The 25,774-nt window shown below is 64.2% G+C and carries 25 protein-coding genes and 2 pseudogenes; 11 read left to right on the top strand and 16 right to left on the bottom strand.

Annotated elements, in window-relative coordinates; genetic code table 11:
• Window positions 1-238: 238 nt before the first annotated feature.
• Together MF607_RS20770 and MF607_RS20765 are read left to right on the top strand one after the other, a co-directional pair.
• A complete protein-coding gene (locus MF607_RS20770; protein ID WP_242122025.1) occupies window positions 239-469 on the top strand; it encodes a hypothetical protein in 231 nt (76 codons plus the stop codon).
• Window positions 470-1,060: 591 nt separating this feature from the next.
• Window positions 1,061-1,246 (top strand): hypothetical protein, encoded by a 186-nt coding sequence (locus MF607_RS20765; RefSeq protein ID WP_242122024.1) that lies wholly within the window; start codon window positions 1,061-1,063, stop codon window positions 1,244-1,246.
• 70 nt (window positions 1,247-1,316) lie between these two features.
• On the opposite strand, the gene MF607_RS20760 is transcribed toward MF607_RS20765, so the two are convergent.
• From MF607_RS20760 to MF607_RS20735, 6 genes are all read right to left on the bottom strand, one after another.
• The gene (locus MF607_RS20760; RefSeq protein WP_242122023.1) at window positions 1,317-2,627 is read right to left on the bottom strand and encodes a cation:proton antiporter; all 1,311 of its coding nucleotides are present in this window, start codon (window positions 2,625-2,627) and stop codon (window positions 1,317-1,319) included.
• Window positions 2,628-2,762: 135 nt separating this feature from the next.
• Window positions 2,763-3,131 (bottom strand): hypothetical protein, encoded by a 369-nt coding sequence (locus MF607_RS20755; protein ID WP_147276303.1) that lies wholly within the window; start codon window positions 3,129-3,131, stop codon window positions 2,763-2,765.
• Window positions 3,128-4,501 (bottom strand): mechanosensitive ion channel, encoded by a 1,374-nt coding sequence (locus MF607_RS20750; RefSeq protein ID WP_242122022.1) that lies wholly within the window; start codon window positions 4,499-4,501, stop codon window positions 3,128-3,130. The genes MF607_RS20755 and MF607_RS20750 overlap by 4 nt, the downstream gene beginning before the upstream one ends.
• 68 nt (window positions 4,502-4,569) lie before the next feature.
• Complete coding sequence (locus MF607_RS20745; protein WP_242122021.1) at window positions 4,570-5,418, bottom strand: YsnF/AvaK domain-containing protein; 849 nt, start codon at window positions 5,416-5,418, stop codon at window positions 4,570-4,572.
• Between the two features lie 39 nt (window positions 5,419-5,457).
• Window positions 5,458-6,084 (bottom strand): OmpA family protein, encoded by a 627-nt coding sequence (locus tag MF607_RS20740; protein WP_242122020.1) that lies wholly within the window; start codon window positions 6,082-6,084, stop codon window positions 5,458-5,460.
• Window positions 6,071-6,472 (bottom strand): YsnF/AvaK domain-containing protein, encoded by a 402-nt coding sequence (locus MF607_RS20735; RefSeq protein ID WP_242122019.1) that lies wholly within the window; start codon window positions 6,470-6,472, stop codon window positions 6,071-6,073. Before MF607_RS20735 ends, MF607_RS20740 begins: the two co-directional genes overlap by 14 nt.
• A gap of 170 nt (window positions 6,473-6,642) precedes the next feature.
• Here MF607_RS20735 and MF607_RS20730 point away from each other — a divergent pair, with 170 nt between their 5' ends.
• From MF607_RS20730 to MF607_RS20710, 5 genes and pseudogenes are all read left to right on the top strand, one after another.
• Window positions 6,643-8,109: a helix-turn-helix transcriptional regulator gene (locus tag MF607_RS20730; RefSeq protein ID WP_242122018.1), complete on the top strand. Its 1,467-nt coding sequence runs from the start codon at window positions 6,643-6,645 to the stop codon at window positions 8,107-8,109.
• 171 nt (window positions 8,110-8,280) lie between these two features.
• Window positions 8,281-9,270, top strand: a pseudogene (locus MF607_RS20725) (IS481 family transposase).
• Window positions 9,271-9,441: 171 nt separating this feature from the next.
• Entirely contained in the window at window positions 9,442-10,344 is a 903-nt protein-coding gene (locus MF607_RS20720) for a penicillin-binding transpeptidase domain-containing protein (RefSeq protein WP_242122017.1), read from the top strand.
• A gap of 262 nt (window positions 10,345-10,606) precedes the next feature.
• Window positions 10,607-12,214: an HWE histidine kinase domain-containing protein gene (locus tag MF607_RS20715; RefSeq protein WP_242122016.1), complete on the top strand. Its 1,608-nt coding sequence runs from the start codon at window positions 10,607-10,609 to the stop codon at window positions 12,212-12,214.
• 31 nt (window positions 12,215-12,245) lie between these two features.
• Entirely contained in the window at window positions 12,246-12,644 is a 399-nt protein-coding gene (locus tag MF607_RS20710) for a hypothetical protein (RefSeq protein WP_242122015.1), read from the top strand.
• Between the two features lie 34 nt (window positions 12,645-12,678).
• Here MF607_RS20710 and tnpC read toward each other — a convergent pair whose 3' ends face one another.
• The 3 genes from tnpC to tnpA are packed head-to-tail and all read right to left on the bottom strand — an operon-like array spanning window position 12,679 to window position 15,152.
• Window positions 12,679-14,283, bottom strand: coding sequence for an IS66 family transposase (gene tnpC / locus MF607_RS20705; RefSeq protein WP_431311984.1), 1,605 nt, complete (start codon window positions 14,281-14,283; stop codon window positions 12,679-12,681).
• Between the two features lie 57 nt (window positions 14,284-14,340).
• Window positions 14,341-14,694 carry an IS66 family insertion sequence element accessory protein TnpB gene (tnpB, locus tag MF607_RS20700; RefSeq protein ID WP_066490190.1) on the bottom strand — a complete coding sequence of 118 codons (354 nt, stop codon included), beginning with the start codon at window positions 14,692-14,694 and terminating at the stop codon, window positions 14,341-14,343.
• On the bottom strand, window positions 14,691-15,152 hold the full coding sequence (gene tnpA / locus MF607_RS20695; RefSeq protein WP_066490187.1) for an IS66-like element accessory protein TnpA: 462 nt from the start codon (window positions 15,150-15,152) through the stop codon (window positions 14,691-14,693). The genes tnpB and tnpA overlap by 4 nt, the downstream gene beginning before the upstream one ends.
• Before the next feature lie 248 nt (window positions 15,153-15,400).
• Here tnpA and MF607_RS20690 point away from each other — a divergent pair, with 248 nt between their 5' ends.
• A complete protein-coding gene (locus MF607_RS20690) occupies window positions 15,401-15,781 on the top strand; it encodes a response regulator (protein WP_242122014.1) in 381 nt (126 codons plus the stop codon).
• Window positions 15,782-16,047: 266 nt separating this feature from the next.
• Here the strand turns inward: MF607_RS20690 and MF607_RS20685 are convergent, their stop codons facing one another.
• The 7 genes from MF607_RS20685 to MF607_RS20655 form a co-directional block, all read right to left on the bottom strand.
• Entirely contained in the window at window positions 16,048-16,872 is an 825-nt protein-coding gene (locus tag MF607_RS20685) for a sugar phosphate isomerase/epimerase family protein (protein ID WP_242122013.1), read from the bottom strand.
• Window positions 16,873-16,894: 22 nt separating this feature from the next.
• Window positions 16,895-17,713 carry an alpha/beta fold hydrolase gene (locus MF607_RS20680; RefSeq protein WP_242122012.1) on the bottom strand — a complete coding sequence of 273 codons (819 nt, stop codon included), beginning with the start codon at window positions 17,711-17,713 and terminating at the stop codon, window positions 16,895-16,897.
• A gap of 1 nt (window position 17,714) precedes the next feature.
• Window positions 17,715-18,740, bottom strand: coding sequence for an SDR family oxidoreductase (locus MF607_RS20675; protein ID WP_277926027.1), 1,026 nt, complete (start codon window positions 18,738-18,740; stop codon window positions 17,715-17,717).
• Window positions 18,741-18,768: 28 nt separating this feature from the next.
• Window positions 18,769-19,836 carry a class I mannose-6-phosphate isomerase gene (locus tag MF607_RS20670; protein WP_242122011.1) on the bottom strand — a complete coding sequence of 356 codons (1,068 nt, stop codon included), beginning with the start codon at window positions 19,834-19,836 and terminating at the stop codon, window positions 18,769-18,771.
• Window positions 19,837-19,849: 13 nt separating this feature from the next.
• A complete protein-coding gene (locus MF607_RS20665; protein WP_242122010.1) occupies window positions 19,850-20,641 on the bottom strand; it encodes a glucose 1-dehydrogenase in 792 nt (263 codons plus the stop codon).
• An 84-nt stretch (window positions 20,642-20,725) separates the two neighbouring features.
• Window positions 20,726-21,934, bottom strand: a complete 1,209-nt coding sequence (locus MF607_RS20660) for a zinc-dependent alcohol dehydrogenase (protein ID WP_242122009.1) — start codon at window positions 21,932-21,934, stop codon at window positions 20,726-20,728.
• Window positions 21,935-22,136: 202 nt separating this feature from the next.
• Entirely contained in the window at window positions 22,137-22,811 is a 675-nt protein-coding gene (locus MF607_RS20655) for an HAD family hydrolase (protein ID WP_242122008.1), read from the bottom strand.
• A gap of 195 nt (window positions 22,812-23,006) precedes the next feature.
• Between MF607_RS20655 and MF607_RS20650 the strand changes: the two genes are divergently transcribed.
• From MF607_RS20650 to MF607_RS20640, 3 genes and pseudogenes are all read left to right on the top strand, one after another.
• Window positions 23,007-23,771: an FUSC family protein gene (locus tag MF607_RS20650; RefSeq protein ID WP_242122007.1), complete on the top strand. Its 765-nt coding sequence runs from the start codon at window positions 23,007-23,009 to the stop codon at window positions 23,769-23,771.
• Window positions 23,768-25,303, top strand: a complete 1,536-nt coding sequence (locus tag MF607_RS20645) for a glycoside hydrolase family 32 protein (RefSeq protein ID WP_242122006.1) — start codon at window positions 23,768-23,770, stop codon at window positions 25,301-25,303. Before MF607_RS20650 ends, MF607_RS20645 begins: the two co-directional genes overlap by 4 nt.
• Before the next feature lie 345 nt (window positions 25,304-25,648).
• A pseudogene (locus MF607_RS20640) lies at window positions 25,649-25,774 on the top strand (Tn3 family transposase); the annotation flags it as partial.

The following is a 25,774-nucleotide window of genomic DNA, read 5'->3' as shown; positions in this document are numbered from 1 at the left end:
GATCCGATGGCGACCTACGACTTCACATGGATGTGGCACGAACTCGGGATCGAGAACCTGCGAAAATAGGTCGCCCGATGACGACGACGCCTACCGTGAATCTGCGTCCCTACAATGTACAGGGGCCGATATGGATGGCGGCAGTCCCTGCCATCACGCGAGTTTTTACGAGGTTCGGGGTAACGACCTCCTGGGCCATGGGCGGACTAGGATCGTGAAGATCTCTACCGCTGGAAAAATGCTGTTCCTGAGCCGGACCCAGGACGACGAGGGACCGGAGGACGCTTTCGCCACTCATGTGAGGAACGGGCATATCGTCGTTCGCACAGTCTATTGGCAGCGCCCCGGCCAGAAGAGGCGGAAGGCCTTTCACGACACCTACGACTTTCGCGCCAAAACGATCATCCGTTCAACCGGTGGTGGTGACACTTGCCACCATGATGCATGGAAGGGTGACGAGGAAGGATGAACCGCATCCTCGTAGCTGCGGCGTTGTTGCTGCCCTTGTCGGGCTGTTGGACGGGCGCGCCATGATTGTATGCGTCCCGCCTGAGCCGTCGCGGCCGAAAAGCAGCCCTTCCGCAGTCACCCTGTTGCAGACATAAGCCGTGCGCGGCACCTTCAAGTGATGAGACGCTCGATCGTAGCCTTGATTGGAATGCTTACCGCGCCAGTGCTGCTGCTGCTCGCCGCGGCCCACACCGGCTTGTTTTCCAGAGGAGCGGTGGTGGCCTACTTGGTACTGATCGCGGCATGGGCGATCGGAGTGAGCGCGATCTGGTTGGGGAGGTGGTCCCATGGGGTCACAATCAGTCTAACGATCGCCTACACAGTCGCGGCAATCCCCGTTCTGCCCTTTGTTGGGCTTCTAGCGGTCTGCTCCACTGGCGACTGTATTTAGGTCAGGTTTCCACCACGTCGCGACGCTCGGCGCCAGCATCGCAAGCGGCTCGGCCGCAAACGCCCAAGATCGGACTTTAAGGACCAACCAGTTCGGGCCACTGCCGCCAGAGGTGAGAGGTGGCTCGGCACGATCAAACGGGGTGCCGACTGCGACACAGTGCTGTTGGTTCTCCTGGACAATCTGACCCTCGAACCGCGCGAGATGTGGGAGGCGCCTTACAGCGCCGTCGAGGACCGGCTTGCCGTTCCAGGATCGAAGTCGCGGGAAAGAGGGGCGCTCGGTGTGTCGGAGTTCAAGAAGCTCGCCGATCGCATCTGGCCCGCGTCTGACACAGGGCTTTGACACCTGCAAACCCGCAGAAAAGCGCGGTTCAGGGGTGCTGCGTCAACCGACCGGTTATGACACCAGCAACCTAAGCTCGCTCTGTATCCGCCGCAGGGCCTTTCAATCCTGGCGGCGGCAGGTCGGCATCCGGATCGCGTCCCTGTAGCCTGTCCAGGAGACGCATAGCCGGCGTGACGGTCAGCCCGTGGAGGAGGATGGAAAACAGCGCCACCAATCCTACGATGGCCCACAGCCGCTCGCCTCCGGCAAGCTCAACGTGGTTCAGCGCATAAGCCAGGTAATAGAAGGAGCCGACACCGCGGATGCCAAAGAAGGCAAGGGTCATCTTCTCGGAGAGGTCTGCCCGCAAACCGGCAAGCCCTATCAGGCCGGTAACGGGCCGCACGACGAGGATAATAATCGCAGCGGCCAGTACATCTACCCAACCAATCGGTTGAAGGAGCCCACTGACCAGCGCACCACCGAACAGGATCAGGAGCACCATCATGCCGATGCGCTCCACCTGTTCGGTGATGTCGTGCATCTCGCGGTTGAACTCATGATCGCGATGCGAGCGGCGAAGCGTCAATGCGGTGATGAAGACAGCCAGAAAGCCGTAGCAGTTGAGCAGCTCGGTCACGCCGTAGGAGACGAAAGTCGCGGCAATGGCGATCAGGCCATCCCCGGTCTGAGCCAGCTTGGTTTCCGCTGGCACGTGAAAGGTCAGCCAGCCGAACAGGCGGCCGATCAACCAACCGCCGGCGACACCCACGCCGATTTCCCACAGGACACTATGGAGCACCCATTCGCGCGCCCAAGGCTCTCCGGTGCTCGCCGAAATGCCCAGCGCGATAGCGAGGTTGACGAACGGAAAGGCAAAACCGTCGTTCAGGCCCGCTTCTGACGTCAAACCGAAGCGCACCTCATCTTCCTCTCCGGTCTTGGGAGGACCGACCTGCACGTCTGACGCGAGCACGGGATCAGTGGGAGCGAGGCAAGCCCCAAGCAGAAGCGCCGCGATCCATGACAGGCCCAAGCCCCAGCCTCCGATCGCCGTGATCGCCGCGATGCTGAGGGGCATCGTGACCGCAAGCAGCCGCCAGGTCACATTCCATCGGCGCCAGCTGAATACGCGATCCAGCTTCAGGCCTGCGCCCATCAGCGCGATGATAACGATGAACTCGGTGAAGCGCTCGGTGATGTCGGCGTAAGACAGCGGCAAAGGCCGCAGCGACACAGCCGGCAACGAGAAGACCACGGCTCCGATCCCGATACAGATGATCGGCAGCGACAGCGGCAATCGTTTCAACGCAAGCGGCAGCCATGCCACGAGCGCGATCAGGACTCCGGCACCTGTCAGCCAGAGGATATAGGGTTCAGGCGATGAAAAGCTGGGCACCTGCGCCGCTCTCCAGGCAGTAGCGCGTTCCGAGCGCTTCAGATGGATGTCGCATCAGCCTGGCGGAATGAGCAGACAGGGACCGAACACAGCCTGGCTCCCAGTTCATTACGCGAGACCTCTTGCGGGCCTTTGTTACTGTCGCTGCCGAATTGCGTCAGCACGATCTTCCGTCGCATCCGCCTTCTTCTCGGCAGTCGCGCGAACCCTGCGGGCTTCTTCTTCCAAGGCATCCGCCCGCTGATCGGCTTCGCTGCGAACGGCGTCCGCCTGGTCCTCGGCGGCGTCCGCACGTGCTTCGATCGCCTCGTTCAGACTGTCAGCGGCACGATCCTGGGCTTCCCCCGTCCGCTCCGCCGGCCCTTTCTCGATCGTATCCTCGCTCGATACGACACCTGCGTTGGCGTCGGCCTGCTCGCCGGCATCCTCGCGGGGGCCGTCACAGGCCCCCACGAACGCGATCAGTGCCAGCCCGACGAGCTGGAGGCGTAGCCCTCGTCTCATGACTGCGGTTCCTCGCTCGGCGTCGAACTGCCCGGACGGAGGGTGGTGCTCGACTGCGGCGCGATCGGCGGAGCCGGCATCGCGGACGAGCCGCTAAGACGCTGGACCAGCTTGGCGGCGGCGTCCCGTCCGCCGAGACCGAAGGCGAGCGCGAAGGCGACGGCAATGGCACCCAGAATCAGGCCGAACGCGAGATTGATGATGTCGTCGGCGAGACCCATGAAGCGCAGCCCGATGGCGGTGCCGAGCACGATGATCGCGACGTGCACGATCTTCGCAGTCAGCTCGGCATTGGCACCGCCGCTGGCGCGCACGACCGTCGAGACCAGCTTCGCGATGGCGATGGCCGCGGCGATGATGACGGCACCGAAGATGACCGAGCCGAGCAGGGTCAGGATCTCCGCCATCATGCGCGAGCCGTAGGCGAAGTTGAGCTGCCGGAACGCCTCCATCAGGCCGAAGATGATAATGGCGACGAACACGGCGTGACCGAGCAGCTTGGATGGCACTAGCGCTGGCGTCGCGGAGGCCCCTGCGGAAGTTGACGGAACCCCGGCGGCCGGCGTGGTGCTTGAGGGGAACACGCCGAGCGCGCTGATCGTGCGATCGAAGCCGGTGCCGCTCAGGAACTGGCTGAGCAGTTGCGACGCGAACCGGCCGATCACATAGGCGAGCGCGAGAATGATCGCGGCCGCGACGACATGCGGGATGCTGTCGAGGATGATGCGGAGCATCGCGGTCGCCGGCTCGGAGATCGCGCGAATGTTGAGCTGATCGAGCGCGGCGATCGCGACCGGGATGATGATGAGCGCGAAGACGATCCCGCCGACCATCCGCGGCAGCGTCGTGGGATCGGCCTTGGCCATCCCGGCGCGTTCAGCGAGCTGCTCGGTGCGGGCGGCTGTCAGTACCGCCTCCACCGCCTTCTTGGCGACGCTGGCGACGATGTAGCCGACGAAGAAGATCAGCCCTGCGCCGATGATGTTGGGGATGGCGGCGCCGAACTGGTTGAGCATTCGGCCGACCGGGCTGGTGGCAGCGGCCAAGCCAAGCGGTTGGGCGGCAAGCACGAGCGCGATCAGGATCACGATCCAGAAGGCCGCATCACCGACCTGGGCGCCGACGCTCTTGGGGTTACGGCCTGTTTCAGGGATGCCAGACTGCCGGTGCGCATGCCGAGCCAGTGGCGTCTTGTTGACCAGCGCGGCGACGCCCCACTTGGCGGCCCTCGCCAGAAGATAGCCGATCAGGAGAATGACGGCCGCGGCGAGGACGCGCGGTCCCCACTCCTGAAGGTAGAGAACGGCGGTGTCGCCGAAGTTGCGGGTGCCGGCGATCATGCCGTCCGCTGTCACATAGTTCGGGTCCATCGCCGTCTCCCCTGTTGGCAAAGCGTGTGAGCCCGGCGCGGGCTCTCACCCGCGCCGGGCCCCACCGACTAGATACGCTTGTCGGTGTCGCGGAAGGTCGAGCCGCGGGTCTCGACGTCGGTGTCGCGATCGACCTCGACGTCGGTTCGGCGCACGGTGTCGTCGACTTCCTTGACATGCTCCTCGGCCGTCTTGGAGACCACGACCTCCTCGACGACGCGGGCTGTCTTGCCGACCACGGCTTCTTCGCCGGTTGCGGTCATGTCGATCGTCCGCTCGCGGAAGGCGTCGGTATCGGCCGCGGAAAGCGGCTGATCGACCGAGCGCCGCTCGACGTTGACGCGTTCGTTACGGAGGCGGATTTGCTCGTGAACCGGCGTCTCGGTCACGTAGGAGCGGACGCGCACCCCACCGCGGCTCACGTCCCGCTTGCCGACGACCAGTTGCTCCTCGACGATCGGGATCACCTCTTCCTGTTCGGCCGTGCGGCCGGCGGTTTCGCGACGGTCGAAGCTGCCGAGCGCAGCCCCGGTCGCACCGGCAGCGGCGCCGGGGTAATCCCAGCCCGACGAGCGCCACTGGCTCGAACGGTCGTCGATGTCGATCGAGTTGGCCTCTTCGAGCACGCGCACCGCCTCGTCGACGCGATCGTCATCGACGTCTGCGGTCAACAGCGCACCGCCACGGCGCACGCCTTCCTCATAGGTGTGGCGGTCTTCATCGGGCACGAACGCGTTCTTGATCGAGTCCCAGAAGCCGCGGTCCTCATGGGTCGAGTAGCCCGTCTCTTTGTAGCCGGCGCTCGACTTGTCGTGGACATGTACGTGGTCGGCGTCGACCCGCGCGCTCTTCAGACGCTCCTTAGCGGCCTCTGCGTCGCTTCGGCTGTCAAACAGGGCGGTAATGGTGGTGGACATGATCTTACTCCTACGTTGATGCAGAATGGGCTGAGCGGCTTATCTCGCCGTCACCACGAGTTCGGTGCGGCGGTTCTCGAAACGACCGCCTGCGGTGGCGTTGGTATCGACCGGATCGTTCTCGCCGCCGGAGACGGTCTCGATGCGGCCGGCGTTGATGCCTTGCGCAACGAGCGCCGACTTGACGCTATCGGCTCGGGCCTTGCCGAGCGCCATGTTGGCTGCATCGGTGCCGCGCGCGTCGGCGTAGCCGGCGATGCGGATTCGGGCGTTCGGATACTGTTTCAGGGTCGCGGCCACCTCGTTCACCTCGGCAGCATCGGCGGGTCGGATATTGCTCTTGGCGGTGTCGAAGTTGAGCTTCTCGAAGGTGAAGGTGCGGGGAAGCGGCTCCGTGCCGGCCAGATAGGTGCCGAGACCGGACGTGCCGACCAGCGCGTCAGCGGAGCCGGCGTTCGGGGTCGACGCGACAACCTCGGTCGGGGCGGCCGTAGGAGCGGGAGCGACGGCGGCAGTATCCTCGCGATTACAGCGACTCAACGCGAACAGCAGAGCAAGCAGCCCGAGCGCCAGCAGCAACCAGGGGAGCCAGTTAAAACCCTTCTTCTTCTCGATGTGGATATGGCTGGGCGCGCCCTCCGGCCTGTTGTCGTTAGGTCCTGCCATGAACATCCTCCTGGGTTTTGGTGAGATCGGTGCGGTCAACCTCGATGCGGGTGCGCCTGAGCGTGGTCGGCAGCTCGACCGCCTCCGCCTGCGCCGACCGGAAGATGTGGACCTCCTCGACGAGGAAAAGCCGCTTCTCGACAACCAATCGCTCCTCGATTACCGGAATGATGGTGACGCCGTTCTCCTCACGGACAGCGGGGGCTCGATCGACCTCGCGTTCGACCGCAACGCGCCTGATCTCGACGTGCTCGCGGCGAACCTCGTCATGAACAACGACCTGCTCCTGCTCGGGGACGGTGCGGACCGTGACATGCTCGACGTCGGCCGCACGTTTGGTAACGTGCGCCTCCTCCTCAATGATCGGTAAGCGAATGTCGTCGGGCATGCCTGTCCTTCAGCTTTGCCACCTAACGCCGCCGAACCCTTGAAGTGTCCCGGAGCAAACTCTTTCTTGGTTGGGCGAGCTGGTAGTTTGCTACTATCCGTGCAGTAGTTCTCGTTGAGCCGTTCATTATCTGCGAGGAACATCGTCCTATGGCTCGGCGCTCTACCGGCATGGCCAATCCGCTCTCCCGTGTTCTCGCACGCGACACGTTGACCCACCTCGAACAGTTGATCGGCGGTATGACGGCCGGCGTCATCCTGATCGACCTGGCCGGAACGATCATCTGGGCCAATGATGCTGCGCTGGCGATGCACGGCGTCGACAAGCTCGAAGGGCTTGGGGTGAACGCGGATACCTATGCGCAGCGGTTCGCGCTCCGGTTCCGCAACGGGCACCGGCTCGCGAACCGCGAATATCCTGTCATCCGCATGTTAGCGGGCGAGAGCTTCCCGGACCTGGTGGTGGAGGTGAGCGCCGCTGGCAGCGATGAGCGCCGGTGGACGCATCGGGTCCGCGACGTCGTTATGACCGGAGATGACGAAGAGCCGGACTGCCTGGCCCTCGTGATTCAGGACGTGTCGGAACAGTTCGAGGCGGAGGCGCGGTTCGAGGCCATGTTCCAGGCCAACCCCGCGCCGGCGCTCATTATGCGGCTCTCGGATCAGCGATTTAGCCGGGCAAATCGCGGCTTTCTCGAAATGACCGGCTACCCCCGTCAGGTGGTCCAAGGGAACAGCCTCTACGACCTCGACATTCTGAACGGCGCCGAGCGAAAGGACTATGCCAAACAGTGCCTCGCGGAAGGCCGGACGATCCCGCAGATGGAAGCCGAGTTGCCGCTACCTGATGGCAACACCAAGCTCGTCATCATCGCCGGGCAGCCGATCGAAGTCGGCGACGACAAGTGCATGCTGTTCACCTTCGCCGACCTGGAGCCGCGCCGGAAGGCAGAGCGTGCATTGCGATCGAGCGAGACGCACTTTCACACTCTGTTCCAAATGGCGCCCGTGGCGATGGTGCTGACTTCGCCCGACAGTCACCGCACGATGGACGTGAACGACGCCTTCGTTCGCCTCACTGGTCGCAGCTCGGCCGGCTCCATCGGCAGAGCCGCCGGCGATCCCGAGCTTTGGGCCGATCCGGCGCAGCGTGAGGAGGTGCAGCAGGAGCTGGATCGAAGCGGGGGCGTGCGCAACCGCGACGTCCGGCTGATCGATGCAGACGGGCAACCGGTCGACTGCCTCCTCTCGGCCGAGCGCATGGAGATCAGGGGCGAGCGCTGCACGCTCTGGCTCTACCAGGACATAACCACGCGCCGGAAAAGCGAGCTGGAACTGGCCGACGCGATCGAGGCGGTGATGAAGGATGCGAGCTGGTTCAGCCGGACCGTGATGGACAAGCTCGCTACATTGCGTAACCCGCACGCCGATCCCGGCATCGAGACCGCGGACCTGACACCTCGCGAGCGCGAGGTGCTGGGGCTAATTTGCGAGGGCTTGGACGACAAGGCCATTGCCAAGCGTCTCACGCTTTCGGGAAACACAGTGCGGAACCACGTCGCCGGCATTTATGCAAAGATCGGCGTCAATCGCCGTTCCGCAGCCGTCGCTTGGGCGAGGGAACGTGGCTTTGCCTAAAATAATTGCAACTATGTGGTCGCAATTCAGTGATGGTCTTCAACAGCAATATCTGGGGTCAGGCTTGCTATTACTTCCCACCAGTTTTGACACTGAGAATCTGCTACCAGCTAGGTGTTTGATCCCACGGTTTGATGGTGTGATCCTTTCGTTGGAATGGAAGGGGGCCGTATGGGACAGGTACGTCATGGGTGCGCCACGACCACGCACGCCGTCCGAGCAGCAATACAGCATGTCGCAAGCTTCGCTCGCGACGCTGAGCCGTGAGCTGGGGATCAACCCGAAGACGGTGGCGAAGTGGCGTAAGAGGGCGACGGTCGAGGACTTGAAGACCGGGCCGAAGGCCCCTCATTCAACGACCCTGACCGAGGCGGAGGAGGCAATGGTGGCGGCGTTCCGTCGCCACACGCTGCTGCCGCTCGACGACTGCCTCTACGCATTGCAGCCGTCGCTCCCGCATCTGACGCGCTCAGCGCTGCACCGTTGCCTTCAGCGGCACGGCATCTCACGGCTACCGGATGTCAAGGGCGACAAGCCCAAGCGGCAACGCTTCAAACGCTACCCGATCGGCTTCTCCCACATCGATATTGCCTTGGGTAGCAAACTGCCGAAGGAAAGCTTTATCTGTTCGTCGGCATAGACCGCACCAGCAAGTTCGCAGTCACCCAACTCGTCGACAAGGCCGATAGGCGCACAGCATGGGATTTCCTCGAACACCTGCTGAAGGCCGTGCCGTACCGGATACACACGATCCTGACCGATAATGGCATCCAGTTCGCCGAGCAGCCTCGCAATCGCAAAACCGCTTGGTCCCGCCAGATGCGCTTCGACATGATCTGCGAGGCAAACGACATCGAACACCGGCTCACCAAGCCGAACGACCCGTGGACGAACGGCCAAGTCGAGCGGATGAACCGCACCATCAAGGAGGCAACCGTCAAACGCTTCCACTACGAGAGCCACGACCAGCTCCGGACGCACCTTGCCGACTTCATGGCCGCCTACAACTTTGCCCGCCGGCTCAAGACGCTTAGCGGCCTCACACCCTGCGAATACATCGCCAAGATCTGGACGTCAGAGCCAGACCGGTTCATCGTCGACCCGATCCACCAGATGCCGGGACTGGGGTCCGGTGAGAGGATGGTCGAAATCGTACGCTAAGCCCGGCGATCGTCCCGATTGGGATCGAGCTTTGGGAATGCCGAGCTTGGATGGAAAGCAGATTAGCAGGTTTCAAGCTCAACGTTGCAGAACCGGACCATTCGGTACAGTGTGCGCCAGACGCACGGTGTTCGATCTAATGCCGTGGCCAAACATGCTATTGGATCGAAAATGACGCGCCGATCGAAATCCATAAGGCCATTGCTCGCGCTTGGAATCGCGGTCGTTGCGAGTTCCTGCACGCCGACAGCGTTGTCCCATTCTTCATCTCTAGTTCAATCGGCCGAAGCGCGGGGATGCGATCAGTTGCCACCGGGGAGCGCGGCAACAATGGTCATATTCGAGCCGGCTGCTGATAAAATGCTGACTTGTAATCCGGCTCGCGCTCAAACGCGTTTTGTTCCTGCCTCGACATACAAGATAGCGCATACGTTAATCGCACTGGAAACCGGCGCGATCTCCAGCATTCGCGAGAGGTTTGCTTGGGATAAGCGCGATCGCGGATTGCCGGCTTGGAACCATAATATCGACGTGGCCGGCGCTGTGTCCGCATCGGCGGTATGGGTGTTTCAGGCAATCGCGGCTCGGATCGGTTTCGAGAAGGAGGCGGAATGGGTCCGAACGCTCGATTACGGCAACGAGATGATCGGCAACGCCTCAAACCTGAAGCATTTCTGGCTGTCGGGACCGCTTAAGATCAGCGCGGTGGAACAGGTCGATTTCCTGTATCGCCTCAACACTCGCCGATTACCCGCTTCCGCCGATGCTGTCCAAGGGACGCTCGAAGCAATGGCGCTTGGCCGAACGGCAGACGGCAACCGAGTCTACGGCAAAACAGGCGCGATGCTTCCAATTGACGACGAGGGTTTCCTTCGCCCAGACTCGACCGGCCTGCTTCCTTCAGGCGAAGAGAGAACAGGGTGGTTTGTGGGATGGATCGACCGGTCGCGACAAGATGGTGGACCGGTCTATTTCGCGCTCAACCTTGATCTTGCTCTACCTGATGCCATGGCTGCTCGCACTCGTATCACCTACGAGATTCTGCAAGCAAATGGCGTTGCCGTTCCAGATTAGCAGGGCCAACGACTGTTTTGGTCGAAGATAAAGCCGCGGAACATCCGACATTGGGCGCTTGCGGCCGCTCCCACAAACGATGGTGGTTCGGGACTGGCGATCATTCCCGTCGGTGTAACGATTTGCTACGGAGAAGGTGAGGATGTGCCAGGGGGCCTGTCCGCTCTTGGACGCCCTGATGATCCGTTCCCGACCTGTCAGCTTCTTCGACCGGATTGTAGTTTGGTCGCTTGACCTTCGATTATCAGGGGCAACGCGATATTTGCTGGCCGCGATCCTGATCGTCGCCGTGGGGGTGGGCCGCGTCCTGTTCGTCCCCGACACCTTGCCATGGCTCCTCTTCATCCCGGCGACGATCGCCATCGCTCTGGTCCTAGGCAAGGGGCCGGGCCTGTTCGCCGCCGGCATCTCGACGGCGACCGGCATCGCGTCGCTCGGCGCCATCGACCATCCAACCTGGATGCCGCGACAGCAATGGGTGGCAGCGTCGTTGTTCCTCGTCGTCATGATCGGTCTCGTCATGCTGACGGCCGAGCTGCGCGAATCCCTGCGCCGTGCGCGACGCCTGAACGAGGACCTGATCGAGAGCGAACGGCAGGCGGTCGAACGGCAGGCATTCCTGTCCGGCGTGCTGGCCAGCTCGACCGATTGCATCAAGGTGCTCGATCTCGACGGTAAGCTGACCTTCATGAGCGAGGGCGGCCAGCGAGTCATGGAGGTCAGCGACTTCAACGAGGTCGCCGGCTGTCCGTGGCCGGACTTCTGGCAGGATGCGGGCAACGCGGAAGCAAAGGCGGCAATCAGCGCCGCGAGGCAGGGCGAAGCCCGCAACTTCATCGGCAAGGCCGATACCTACCGTGGCACGCCGAAATGGTGGCATGTCGCAGTTAGCCCAATCGCCGGTCCGGACGGCCGCCCCGACCGCATCCTGTCTGTCTCTCGCGACATCACCAACCTGCACGCGAGTGAGGAGGAGCGCGACCGGTTCGTGCGCCTGGCCGAGAACAGCACCGACTTCATCGGCATGGCGCGGACGGATGGCAGCGTGTTCTACCTTAATGATGCAGCCAAGCTGCTTGTCGGCCTGGAAGATGCCGACACCGCACGGCTTTCAATCGCCGACTTCTTCGCGCCAGAGCAGGCCGAGATGGTTGCGCGCGAGGTGTTGCCGGCAGTGGAGCGGGACGGTCACTGGGCGGGTGAGGTGGACTTCCGACACTTTCAAACCGGCACGCCGATCCCGGTGCTTTACTCTGTGTTCCCTATCACCGACGCGGCGGGTGCCCTGATTGGCTACGGCACCGTCACCCGCGACTTCCGCGAGCGGCGCCGTGCTGAAGACGACATGCGCCTGCTGAACGGGGAGTTGGCACACCGCCTCAAGAACGTGCTCGCCGTCGTCCAGTCCGTCGCCGCACAGACGCTGCGCGGCATCCCCGAAGCGGAAGCGGCAAGCCAGAACCTTTCGGCGCGCCTGGTAGCACTTGGGGCGGCCACGGACGTGCTGACCGGCAGTTCCTGGCGATCAGCCGATCTGCGCGAGTTGGCGACCCGCGCCTTGTCCCCGCACGGCCGCCTTGGCGAACGTATCATACTGTCGGGGCCGCCGGTGACGCTGAAGCCGGAAGTGACGGTCGCCTTCGCGCTCGCACTTCATGAGCTCGCGACCAACGCCGCCAAATATGGTGCGCTGTCGAACGAGGCTGGCAAGGCTATGCTGACATGGTCAGTCACGGGCATGGGCGAGGATGCCACGCTGGCCGTCTGCTGGCGCGAGACAGGAGGGCCGCTTGTCACGCCGCCGGCGCGGAGTATGCGTCCGGCCAGTGCCGTATCATCTAAAACTGACGGTCCACCGGGCAGCGACTAGCGAACCCTTCGGAGCGAGCATATGGTAGCGCATGGCAGAGGCGCACCGACGCTCCCTCCGGGTAGCACTCATTGTTCTCGCAATCGTGATTGGCGCTGCCGTGTCCATCGGTGAGCGACTGATTTTTGCGGCTGCGTTGAGCCGTGACATCGATCTGAGCGAAATTGGCGTGGTCACAACCAATGCCGTGCTGACAGCATTTCCTTTTCTGTATTTGGCACTTCGTTCCTCTACGCGGCTCCTGCCGTGGCTACTTGGCTTGACACTTACGTTGGCAGCTAACGGGTGGTGGCTTGCAAAGGGTATTGCCTACCAGCGAGCGCCGGACGGCTCCGGAGTTGATATGTTCGGCGCACTGCTCATGCTGCTCTCACCTTTCATCGTCACCGCTATAGTAGCAGTTCTCGACAGACCTGCGGCTCGCCGTTGAACGGCACGCGCACAAGGCTTTCTACCCGGATGATTCAGGTGTTGGAGAAATGCCACGGCGCGAGCTCACCGATGCGGTTTGCCGGATGCCCGTCGGCGATCCGGGTAAGCACATCGCGCAGCCAGGCTTGCGGGTCGACGAAGTTGAGCCGGGCGGTCTGGATGAGGGTGTAGATCGCCGCTGCCCGCTCACCGCCTTTGTCGGAACCGGCGAAGAGATAATTCTTGCGCCCGAGCGCGACGGGCCGGAGGCAGTTCTCGGCGCGGTTGTTGTCCGCCTCGAGCCGCGCGTCGTCGCAGAAGCGGGTCAGCGCCTCGCGCCGCTTCACGGCATAGCGGATGGCGTCCGCCAGCGCGCCCTTGCCCGAGATACGGCGCATGGTGTCTTCGGCCCAGCTGAAGAAGCCGTTCACGCCCACTCTGACGACTTTGCGTCGGTCGAGCCGGTCCTCCCGCGGCAACCCGCGTCCCAGCTCTTCCGCCTCATACATCAGGTCGATCATGCTCACGCCGGTGCGTGCCGTGGTCGAGCCTGTCGCCTTCCAAACGTCGTAGAACTTGCGCCGGACATGCGCCCAGCACGCGACCTCGACGATGGGGCCGGGCTGTCGCCGTCCATCGTACAGCTGGTCGTAACCCGCATAGCCGTCCGCCTGCAGGAACCCGCTGAAGCCAGCGAGGTGCGCGCGCGGTCGGTCACCCTTGCGGTCGGGCGTGTAGAAGTAGGCTGCTGCCGGTGGACCGATGCCCTGCCAGCCCCGGTCATCGCGGGCATAGACCCAGAGCCTTCCGGTTTTCGTCTTGCCACTGCCCGGCGCCAGCACCGGGACCGGCGTGTCGTCGGTGTGGATCTTGTCGGCCGCAAATACATGGGCACGGATGTGGTCGACCAATGGCTGGAGCAACCAGCTGACCTGGCCGACCCAGTCCGCCATGGTCGAACGGTCGAGGTCGACACCTTCGCGGGCGTAAATCTCCGCCTGCCGGTAGAGTGGCAGATGGTCGGCATACTTGGACACCAGCACGTGCGCGAGCAGGCCGGGACCGGCCTTGCCGCGCGGAATGGGCAGCGCCGGTGCGGGTGCCTGGGTGATGGCGTCACAGCGCTGGCAGGCGAGCTTGGGACGGACGTGACGGACGACTTGGAAGCGGCCGGGCACATACTCCAGCACCTCGGTCACGTCCTCGCCCAACGCCGACATGGTCCCGCCGCACGCGCCGCAGCCATCCGCGTGCGGGGCGGCGTGGACGACTTCCTGGCGCGGCAGGTGGTCGGGCAGTGGCAGGCGCTTGGGGCGGCGCTTCTCGCGGGCGGGTGGCGGCACACCGGCGTCGACGGACGCGCTGGTCGCCTCGGCCTCGACGGTCTCCAACTCCTCCAGCCGCAGCTCCAGCTGCTCGATCTCACGGGTGAGCCGCTCGGACGACTGGCCGAACTGCATGCGCCTGAGGCGCGCCAGCTGGACCTTGAGCTTCTCGATCTCCAGCGCGGTCAGCTGAATGGTCGCCTTGGCTGCGCGAAGCTCGGCAACGGTGCCGGCCAACTCCGCAGCGGTGGCTGCGTGTTGGGCCTGCAACGCCTGTGCGAAGGCGCGCAGTTCGTCCGGGTCGGAGGGGAGATCGACCATCGCCAGCGACATGGCCCATCCTACCACCGGGCCGACTCAGGCCAAGCGAAAAGGACCGAAAAGCGCCGTTTAGATGAGGGTCGGCGCGGTCACCGGGGCCAGCGCTACGGTGCGTCGCCAGTCGATGCCCTCGATGAGCAGTGCCAGCTGCGCGGGGCTGAGTACGATGCCGCCATCGACCAGCGGGGGCCAGACGAACCGGCCCTTCTCCAGCCGCTTGGCGAACAGGCACATGCCCGAGCCGTCCCAGTACAGCGCCTTGAGATAGTCGCCACGCTTGCCCCGGAACACGAACAGGTGACCCGAATACGGGTCGGCGCCGAGCACCTGGCTGGCGAGCGCGGTCAGTCCGTCGAAGCCCTTCTGCATACTCACCGGCTTGCAGGCGAGATACACCTTGGTGCCCGGCGCCAGCGCTATCACGATGCATGCCCCAGTGCCCGCAGCACGCGGGCGAGCGCCTTCTCGTTGACGTAGCTGTCGACCGACAGTCGGACACCGCTGGCCAAGTCGATGTCGATGCTGCCCGGTCGCGTCCCTGGATGCGGGCGAACCAGGTCTTCCGCCGGTGCCGCAGATGGCGACGGCTTGGCGGGTGCCGGTGCAGGTGTGGCCGGCATCAGCGCCATACTCGGTTCAGTCGGAACGACGTCCGTCACCACGCCATACGGGATGAACTGCAACGGCTCGCTGGCGATGCTCACCGCCTTCCGCTGCGCCGAACGCCAGTTGTAGATGAGGCTCTCCGCGATGCCGAGCCGCTGCGACACCTCGCGCACCGTCACGCCCGGCGCCGACGCCTCGGCGACCACCGCCGCCTTCTCCGCCTCGCTGTAGGTCCGCCGGCGCTCCGTCCGGGTGATGACCTCCATCCGCCCCATCTCCTGACCTCCTTCTGGACTCCAGAAGGAGACCACCACAGGTCCAGACATCGATGGCTACGCCGGTTTGGACAACACGCGGCTCACCGGACGGTTACGGCGCGGAAGGGTTTCGGCTCGGTCCTGATTGAACGATCGCTTCGCTCCTATTTCGGCGCAAAGGTGGCAACCGATTATCGACCGGACGGTTTGGTGTTTGAACTTGAAGCGCGGCTTGGAGACGCCGCCATCGTGACCGGGAACTAAGCGTGGGTCAGAGTACGCCGATCGGCAGCAAGACGATCCTGATCGTCGAGGATGAGGCACTGGTAAGGTTCGACCTCGTTGACTTCTTCACGCACGCGAAATGGCGTGTTTTCGAGGCGGAGAACGCGGACGCGGCTATCGCCATTCTCGATCAACATCAGGAGATTCGCGTCGTTCTCACCGACGTGCAAATGCCGGGCTCGATGGATGGTGTGAAGCTGGCGCATTATGTTCGCGATCGCTTCCCGCCTACCGTCCTGTTCGTCGTATCCGGCAACGCGCCAATCCCTGAAAGCGAATTACCTGCACAAGCGACGTTTCTGCCCAAGCCATTCGATCCGCACAGGCTACTACGCCAGATCGAGAGTATGGCACGGGCTTAACTATCCCAAAAACGATGGAATATTGGGAAGGAAAAGGGCTTCTCAGAAGCCGCCGAAAGCGGTGAACTGAGGAGCGAGCCCAGCATGGGTCCGCCTGCCCGATCGAAAACTTGGCTCGCATGAACAATAAGGGGAGCACGTTCGGGATCCGAGCCCACGCCGGCTAAGCCGCTCCTCTTGCTCGAAACCTGTTCGGGAAGCTCGCACCAATATCTGTTTATGCCTAAGTCGCGGGATCACAGGAACGTTTGCGGTCTCTTAAGAACTCAGATCGTTTGGCTCCAGGCGCGCTCGATTCCGCTCCGAGATCGCCGGATCACGTCAGACGGGTCGATCAGGTAAAGGGAGTCGGGTACGTCCTGAGAGAAGATCTCGACGGTGCAGCTACCTCGATAGCCGGTGGCTTCGACCGCGCGGAGGAAGGAGCCGATGGGGATTTCGCCGTCGCCGGGCACCAAGCGATCGCCCGACGAGCGCGGCATCCGCCAGTCGCTGACCTGAAGAAGGAAGATACGGCTCCCGGCCCGCGCAATAGCCGCATCAAGATAGGCGTTCTGCCAGACGTTCCAGAGGTCGAGACAGATGCCGACATTGGGATGCCCGACCGCGTCGATGATGTCGCTAGCCTGATCGAGGGTCCAGATCGCGGTTTCGCTGTTCATGGAGGTGGCGCTCAGCGGCTCCAGCGCGAGCCGCACCCCGTTACCCGCCGCGAACGGCGCCAGCGAGCGCAACTGCGCTACGGTGGCGTCGAGCATGCCCTGCATGTCCCCGCCGTCGGCAGCGCCGGTGTTAACGACGAACGGCACGCCGGGCGTGAAGGGAGCGAGCCGCTCGATGCTCTGCCGCAGCCGTTTGCTGCGCGCGTCAACGCCCTTCGGATCGGGCTGCATCCGACTGGCCCCGAACGTGCGTACCAGCGGCTGGACGGCGCTGATCGCCAGCCCGCTTTCGGTCAGGCGCTGCATCTGCTCGGACCAGCGGTGCTCGTCGAGCTTCTGTTCGCAAAGCTCGATCGCTTCGACGCCCAGAGCCGCGTAGTTCTCCAGATCCTCGTCGAACGACCAAGGCTGGGTGGTGAACTCGTTCATTCCGAAGGCGAATGGAAAGGGATCAGCCACGTGCCTCTCCCAGAAATCCGGTAACCACTGCAACGAACTTCTCGGGCTCATCGTGAAAGATCATGTGGCCACTGTCTTCGAAATCGATCGTCCGAGCATTCTGCATGTGCTCGCCGACCCACTCCGGCCCGCCTTCAGGGAAGACCTTGTCCTGTTTGGCCACCATCACGAGCGCGGGCACCTCGATGTGCGGCAGGAGGTCGCGCCAGTCGTGGACGGTGTGGTCCTCCATGGAAGCCGCACGCGCCTCAACCGGGGAGAGCGCCATCTCACCTAGCAGGAAGAGCTTCTCCTGCTCGGACGGCGGCACATGTGTGCATGAGGTGAGGTTCTGCTCGTCGAACTTAACGGGATCAGCCTTCATCTGCATGAGCATCGTCGCAGTGCTCGCTTGGTCGAAGCTCTGCGCGTGCGCCTTGCGCCATTCGGCCGTCTGAAACTGCTTGGGCGTCTGCTCGACCAGCACGACGTCGCGAACCCGGTCCGGCCCGAACAGCTCAAGGTAACTCCAGATGATGGGGCAGCCGAGCGACCAACCGAGCAAGGTGGCGTCGGTCAGATCCAGCGCCGTCAGCAGGTCGCGCAGGTCGGCCGCGAGCCGCGCGACGCGGTAGCCGTGGCCCGGCTTGTCCGAGCGGCCATGCCCGCGGAGATCCGGCGTGATGACCCGGGCGTGTTTGCTGAGCGCGGGCACGACCTGGCGGAAAAACCGCCCGCTGAAGGTCCAGCCATGAATCATCACCAGCGGGCGACCTTGGCCCGATTCCTCATAGAACAGCCTGGTGCCGTCGTTGGCTGTGATCTCGGCCACGCTATGGGTTTCCCGTGCCGCCGGAAGCACCATAGACCTGGCCCGTCGTGTCGCTCGCCTCGGCGGACGCCAGCAGCACGTAGACGGGGCCGAGTTCTGCTGGTTGACCGGGACGCCCGATCGGCGTGTCCTGCCCGAACGTCACGATCTTGTCCTGCGGCTGCCCGCCCGTGACCTGGAGCGGCGTCCAATACGGCCCCGGCGCGACCGCGTTCACCCGGATCCCGCGTTGCGCGACCTGCTTGGCAAGTCCCTTGGTGAAGGCGACGATCGACGCCTTGGTCTGGGCATAGTCGAGGAGGCTCTTGCCCGGCGAGTAGGCCTCCACCGACGCGGTGTTGATGATCGCCGAGCCCGGCTGAAGGAGGGGCATCGCCGCCTTGGTGATCCAGAACATTGCGTAGACGTTGGTCTTGAACGTGGCGTCGAACTGTTCGGTGGTGAGGTCCTCGATCCGATCGACCGACTGCTGCTTGCCGGCGTTGTTGACAACGATGTCGAGCCCGCCGAGTTCGCGCGCAGCGCGGGCGACCAGCTGCCGGCAGAAGCCCTCGTCGCGGATGTCGCCGGGAATGGCGACCCCCTTGCGGCCTTCGGCACGGATCAGTGCGATGACCTCACGCGCGTCGGGTTCCTCGACGGGAAGGTAGTTGATCGCGACATCGGCACCCTCCCGGGCGTAAGCAATGGCGGCAGCACGGCCGATTCCTGAATCGCCGCCGGTGATCAGCGCCTTGCGACCGGCGAGCCGTCCTGAGCCGCGGTAGCTGCGCTCGCCATGGTCGGGGCGCGGCGTCATCTTGCTTGCGAGACCCGGCGCCTGTTGCGGCTGCCGTGGGAAGGGCGGCTTGGGATAGGCGGTGGTCGGGTCGCGCATCGCCGTCTGCGGTGTGGTCTGCGGCCCGCCCGGTGCTCCCTGCCCCGCACCTGACTGGGCAAGCGCAGGAGCGGCTACCGCTGCCGCTACTCCGGTTGCGACCCCTCCCATGACCTGGCGGCGTGACGGCGTCGTGCTCTTCTCATCCATGAAACGGGTCCTTTGTCTGGCGGTGGGTTCAGGTGGCGGGCACGTCCCCGAGACGGGCGATGAGCTCCGCGCCGTAGCCTGCGGCCGACAGGGGTTCGCGGATGTCGCGGTCGAGGTCCGGGAGATAGCCGATCAGGAGGTCGGCCGGTCCCTCGATGGCGACGTGCCCCAGTGCTGCCGGAAGGAGCAGCGACTTGGCCTGTTCCAGCCGTCCGGTGAATGAGCCCGACTGCACCGAGACGGGGGCGCCGGCATTGCTCAGGATTGTCGCATGATCGAACCGGTAGTCGAGCCGCGCGCCATTCGCGACGGTCCACCTTTCCAGCGCGAAGTACGGCCCCGCGCAGCAGATGCCGCGCTGGATATCGTCGGTCACGGAGATCGCCAGGGGCGGGCGGGCGACCGGCAGCGCTTCCGGTCGCCACTCCTCCAGGAGCTTGTCGATGTTCCGCTCGCGTTCGTCGGAGGGCACCGGTGACCCGTCCTCCTGGTTCCACGTCATCGCATGCTGCATGATATTGGCGGTCTGCTCGATCTCGTAGATGAGCGTGCTCGGCCCGAAGCTGTGCAGCGTGCCTCCCGGCACGTACACCGTGTCGCCGGCCCGGATCGGCAGCCGGCGCAGCACTTCGTCCCAACGCTCGCCGAGCAAGGCCTCTCGCAGCGTCGCGCGATCGACACCGGGCTTGGTGCCCGCCAGCACGGTTGCGCCCACTCCGGCGTCGAGGATGTGCCAGGCCTCGGTCTTCCCGTTAACCTTGCCCTCGAACTGTCGTGCCGCCTCGTCGTCGGCGTGGAGGTGGACCGGCAGCATGCCGGTCGCATCGATATACTTGGTCAGGACGGGAAAGCAGGGCCCGCGCCACCCACGGCCGACCAGTTCATCGGGGTGCCGCTCGGTCAGTTCCCGCAGCGTCCGGCCCGCGAGGGTGCCGTTCTCGACCGTCGCGACATGCCCGTCGACGTCGCTCACCTCCCAAGTCTCGGCGAGTCGTCCGGGCGGAACGTCGCGCCGCCCGAGACGATCCTGGATCTGCGTGCCGCCGGTGACGTGCGGCTCGGTCGGCGTGGTCAGAGCCAGCGGATACCAGTCCATGTCACCGCCCAGGCTAGAGGACCGGCACGCCGCCGGTTACCGCGTAGCGCGCGCCGGTGACATAGCTGGAGTCCGCCGACGCCAGGAACACGAACACCTTCGCCACCTCGACGGGCTGGCCGGCGCGCTTCATCGGCGTTTCCTGGCCGAAGCTCTCGACCTGTTCCGGTGGCATGGTCGCGGGGATCAGCGGCGTCCAGATCGGGCCGGGCGCGACGGAGTTCACGCGAATGCCGCGCTCTGCGACGAGCTGACCGAGCGAGGCCGTGAAATTGGCGATAGCGGCCTTGGTCGCCGAATAGGCGATGAGCTTGGGCGGCGCGATGTCGGAGTTGACGCTGGTCGTGTTCACGATCGTCGACCCCTTGCCCATGTGCGGGAGGGCTGCCTTCGTGATGTAGAAGATCGCGCCGATGTTCGTCTTGAACGTGCGCTCCCACTCCTCATCAGGTGTATCTTCGAGACTGTCTCGCGACATCTGGAAGGCGGCGTTGTTGACCAGGACGTCGATGCGTCCGAACTCGTCTACCGCTTTCTGGACGATCGCACGGCAGTGCGCCGGGTCCTGGATGTCGCCGGGCACGAGGATGGCGCGCTTGCCCGCCTGCTCCACCCACTTCGCCGTTTCCTTGGCGTCCTCATCCTCGTCGAGATAGGCGATCAGGACGTCCGCTCCCTCGCGGGCGAAGGCGATCGCGGTCGCGCGGCCGATGCCGCTGTCGCCACCGGTGATCACCGTCGCCTTGCCTTCGAGCTTGCCGCAACCCTTGTAGCTCTCCTCGCCGTGGTCGGGCTTGGGATCCATCTCGGCGGTCGTGCCGGGAGGGGTCTGTTGCTGCGGAGGCTGGTTCATGGTGGCCGTTCCTTCGGAGTTTGGGAGGGTGAGGAGTCAGGCGGCGGGTTCTAGCTCGACCTTGATCCAGCCGGGCTGGCGCTCGTCGAAGGCCTCGTAGGCCTCGATCGCGCCGGTCATCGGCTCGGTCTGGGTGAGGACCTGGACGGGATCGAGCCGACCGGAGGCGACATGATCGATCAGCACGTCGTAATAGGCGCGGTGGTTGCAGTTCCCCATCCGCAGGGTCAGGTTCTTGTTCATGGCCACGCCGATCGGAAATTCGCGGTCGGTCGGCGGATAGACGCCGATGATGGAAACAGTGCCGCCCTTGGCGACGCACTCCACCGCCCAGTCGAGCGCCTGAGACGGGTTGTCGCCGGCGATGAAGTGACTGCCATGCTTGTGCGACATCGGTTCGATGATCGTTTGCTCGACCGCCTCCTTGGCCTTGGACAGCAGGCCTGGCGCGTCCGGACCCGCATGGGCGTGCTGGGCATCGACGCCGACCGCGTCTATCACGCGCCTCGCCCCGTCGCCGCCCGTCAGCTTCAGCACCGCATCCGGCACGTCCTGCTCGTCGAAGTTGATGACCTCGGCGCCTTGGCGGCGAGCCATGTCGAGCCGGTCGGGCAGATGGTCAACCGCGATCACTCGGCCGCCCATGAGCTTTGCAGAGGCGATCGCCATCTGGCCGACGGGGCCGCTTCCAAGAACGAGCACATGGTCGCCTTCCTCGATCTCGGCCAGCACCGCGCCGAACCAGCCCGTCGGCAGGATGTCGCTCATCAGGATCGCCTGATCATCGCTGATCGAGTCCGGGATCGGCACCAGGTTGGTGTCCGCCCAGGGCGTGCGCGCCTTTTCGGCCTGCAGGCCCTTCAGGTTCCCCGCCGCCTCCGGCCCGCCGAAGAACACGGTGCCCGCGCGCTTGCCCATCGGGTTGGCATTGTCGCACTGGGCGTAGAATTCGTGCTCGCAGAACTGGCAATGGCCGCAGCCGACGGTGGACGGGATGATCACCCGCTGCCCGACCTTGATGTTCTTCACCTCGGGCCCGACCGCCTCGACGATGCCGACGCCCTCGTGCCCCAGAACCTGGCCCTTCTTCATGCCGCTGAACGTGCCGCGCACGAAGTGCAGGTCGGTGCCGCAGATCGCGCTGGCGGTCAGCCTTACCACCGCGTCGGTTGGCTGCTCGATGCTGGGCTCCGGCACATCGTCGACGCGAATGTCACCGATCCCGTGGAATACGACAGCTTTCATGGATTTGGTCCCAGCAGCGTTACAACGTCCAGAAGCTGCTGATACGGGCCAAGTTCCCCAGGTTGTCTAGAATTTCTAATCACTTGATCTATGTGAGACGGAAATTTCCGACTTCTTCTAACTTGCGATATTGTCTTCTTGTGAATTGACATCTTGTCTGAAGAAATGTCGACGCCTCAGGATCGGCAACATCCAGAGTCCCTCACCGGGCTCGGGAAGCGACTTCGTCAAGATGGCGAAAGAGGTCGGCCGGGTCGTCGTACACCCGAAGTGCGCCGCTTCGCTCGAGTTCGTCCGAGCCGTAGCCGCCGGATAACAGCCCGACACCCAAGGCGCGGCAACGCGCCGCGGCCAGCATGTCCCAGATACTGTCGCCAACGACGATGGCGCTCTCGATCGGCACGTCGAGTTGTCTCGCGGCTTCCACGAACAGGTCGGGATCGGGTTTGGCGAAGCGGACCTGGTCGCGGGTGACCACGACCGAGGCGTTCGGGTCGACGCCAAGTGCGGCGAGGTTGGGGGCGGCCGTCTCCATGCGCCCGCTGGTCGCGATCGCCCATCGAATGCCGAGATCGGTCAGGCCGGCAAGCATCTCGCGCGCGCCGGGCAGCGGCACAACTGAAACCGCTAGCCGCCGATATGCCTCAGCATGGCGGAGGCGCAGTCGCTCGATCATGCCCTCGTCGACATCACGGCCGATTTCGCGGAGCAGCTGATCGGCGAACAGGCCGCCGCTCATCCCGATCTTTCGGTGAATGCGCCAGATCGACAGGTCGATGCCATCCTCGCGCAGCGCCTCATGCCAGGCGAGGACGTGCTGATAGACGCTGTCGACCAGCGTACCATCCAGATCGAAGAGAAACGCGTTCGGTGTCATCGGAGCGATCGTTTGCCCTAGCGAGGCTTCACCGCACTGGGATTGCGGGTTCACAGGCAAGCCGGCGACATTCCGATAGCTCTGGAATGGGTCGGCCGCCTAAACGCATGTTACGTGCGAACCGGCGGCTCTGTGATCGCAAGCTCGCAAGACACGCCGATGAGAACCAAGCTACTCGAGAGGGGTTCATCGGTCATGCACTTTACGAGCCTGATTAATGCCCCGACGCGCAATTGGCTCCAGTCCCTTCGCGGCATCCTGCTCTCGACCATTGCCGCCGTGCTTTCCTGGTGGGCGGCGAGAACGCTGTTCGGGGATCACCCGCCGGTCTTCGCGGCCATCGCGGCGATTGTCTGTCTGTCGCCGGGCATTCCGAGCCATGGTCGGCAAGCGATCGGGATGCTGGTCGGGGTCAGTCTCGGCATCGGCGTAGGCGAGTTCGCCCGGTCGCTGCCCATCGATCCCACTCTGCGCATCGCCGTCGTCACGCCCATGGCGATGCTGGCAGCAGCGAGTTTCGGCCTCAACGCGGTCATGATCATCCAGGCAGGCGCATCGGCCGTAATCGTTGTGGCAGGGGAGCAGGCAGGCGCTGGGCTGCAGCGTGTCGCTGACGCCGCTGTCGGGGGCGGCATCGGACTTTTGTTCAGCCAGTTCCTGTTTACGCCTGATCCCGTCGCCATGGTCGACCGGGCCGGAGAGTGCTGGCTTCGATCCCGGGCGCGGGGTGGTCGCGAGATGCGGGCAGCCGCGGCGGCACTTGATGACGCGATCGGCTCTGCCCGGGCGATGATCCGCTGGACGGTGCGTGGTCGGATTGGGGCGCAGCGCGTTGAAACAGCAATCGAACGCTGGTGTCGGGAGATCGAACCGGCCACAGCACAGGTCAGGTCGGATGACGGTGGACGGCGTTACAAGCCGACTGGCTCCGAACCAAGCCAAGATGAGAACCGGCAATGAGCGACGATCAAGACAGAACGGCGGATCTTTCCCGGCGTACCTTCTCGAAGCTCGGCATGGCCGCCGTCCTCGCTCCCGGGGTCGCGCTTGCTGAACAGACCCCGTCGGACCAGTATCATCCCCTGATCCACTACGCGCCCGCAAAAGGATTCATGAACGATCCCAACGGTCTGATCTACCATCAGGGCGAGTATCATCTCTTTTACCAGCACAACCCGTTCGAGCCGAAGGCCGGCCACGTCCACTGGGGTCACGCGGTCAGCCCGGATCTGGTGCGCTGGCGCGAGCTGCCGATCGCGCTCGGCGAGACGGCCGCAGGGCAGGCGTTCAGCGGATCAGCAGTATATGATCGCGACAATACCAGCGGCCTTTTCAAAAGCAGGCCGGGCGGTCTCGTTGCGGTCTATACCCGGGCGTCGGAGACACGACAGGCGCAGGAGATCGCGACCAGCACCGATCGTGGTCGTACCTTCGCGGCATACTCGGGGAACCCGGTGCTGGACGTCGGCTCCGCCTCGTTCCGCGATCCCAAGGTATTCTGGCATGCGCCGACCGGGCGCTGGGTAATGACAGTGGTTCGCTCGCGCGAGCACCGGGTGATGTTCTACGGTTCGCCCGACTTGAAGCATTGGAGCGAACTGGGGTCGTTCGGCCATTCCGGGCTGCTCGGCATCGATTACGAGTGCCCGGATCTGGTGGAAGTGCCGGTCGAGGGCGGCGGCAAGCGTTGGGTGCTGTTTGTCTCCATCAATCCCGGCGCACCGCTTGGTGGCAGCGCCGTCCAGTATTTCGTCGGCAAGTTCGACGGGCGGCGGTTCGAGGTAGAGGATGGCGCCACGCGGCTCGCCGACTTCGGCCAGGACTTCTACGCGCTCCAGACTTACGCCGACGTCGATGGACCGCCGGTTGCGATCGCTTGGATGAGCAACTGGCTTTACTGCAACGATGTACCGGCGAGCCCGTCGCGCGGCGCGATGACGCTGCCCAGGCGGCTGACGCTGCGCCGGCATAGCGACGATTGGCGGCTAGTGCAGACGCCGGTACCGCTCGACGGCATCGCCGGCCGGACTCTCCTGGAGGGAAGCCGCGCCAAGAGCACGGGGCTTCTTGCCAGCGCCGCACTGCCACCCGGGAGCGCTGTGGACATTGCGCTACAACTCCAGGCGGACGCTGGCGCGGTCCTGTCGGTGCGGCTGCGCAACGCCGCGGGCGAAACGCTGAGCGCTGCTTTCGACGCGGGAAGCTACCCTGGCTTCTTGATCGATCGCAGCGGCACGCAAGGCTTCCGACACCGTTCCATGGTCGATCGAGCGATCTGGTCGACGCTCCCAGGCACCACCACAACCGACATGCGCCTGGTCGTCGATCGCACCTCCATCGAGTTGTTCGGCATGCGCGGGGAAGCATCCGGAACCATGCTTCAGTTCTTTTCCGCCCCACCCGAACGCGTCGACATTGTGGCCGAGGGAGGCGCGGTGGCTTTGCCGGACATCCGTATCCGCAGCCTCGTGCGCGAGCGGCAGAGTGGCTGAACGGCATCCGTAGTTGGAGAGTGGCTGGCGAGCTTCCCGATTGGGAACTCGTAGCGAGACAGCCGGGGAGTATGCGCTGATCGCGCAGGTCGCGACTGCCCGGTTTTCCCAAAATCTGTTCCCGAATAGGTTTTCCCGAAATGGCGCATCGAAGATGGAGAAATGGGACGCTCCGCAAACGTGCGTATGCGTGACGGAGCGCCTGTCTAGCTCGATCGGCATCGAACGGTGTCACCTAACCCGTCACGCGATCTATGCGCCCTAATCGGTCCCGGCTCGGGGCGGAATGACACGCTAACAGCGGACCCTTAGCGTACGATTTCGACCATCCTCTCACCGGCCCCCACCCTGCGCTGGTTCGAGGACGCCGACCTGCGGCGCACCGTCACCGCCGAACTGAACAAGGGCGAGGCGCGCAACAGCCTCGCCCGCGCCGTCGCCTTCCATCGCCTCGGTCGCTTCCGCGACCGC

Source organism: Sphingomonas lacusdianchii (genome assembly GCF_022664395.1).
In the GTDB taxonomy this organism is placed as follows: Bacteria; Pseudomonadota; Alphaproteobacteria; order Sphingomonadales; family Sphingomonadaceae; genus Sphingomonas; species Sphingomonas lacusdianchii.
This window is presented reverse-complemented; position numbering and strand designations above follow the sequence as displayed.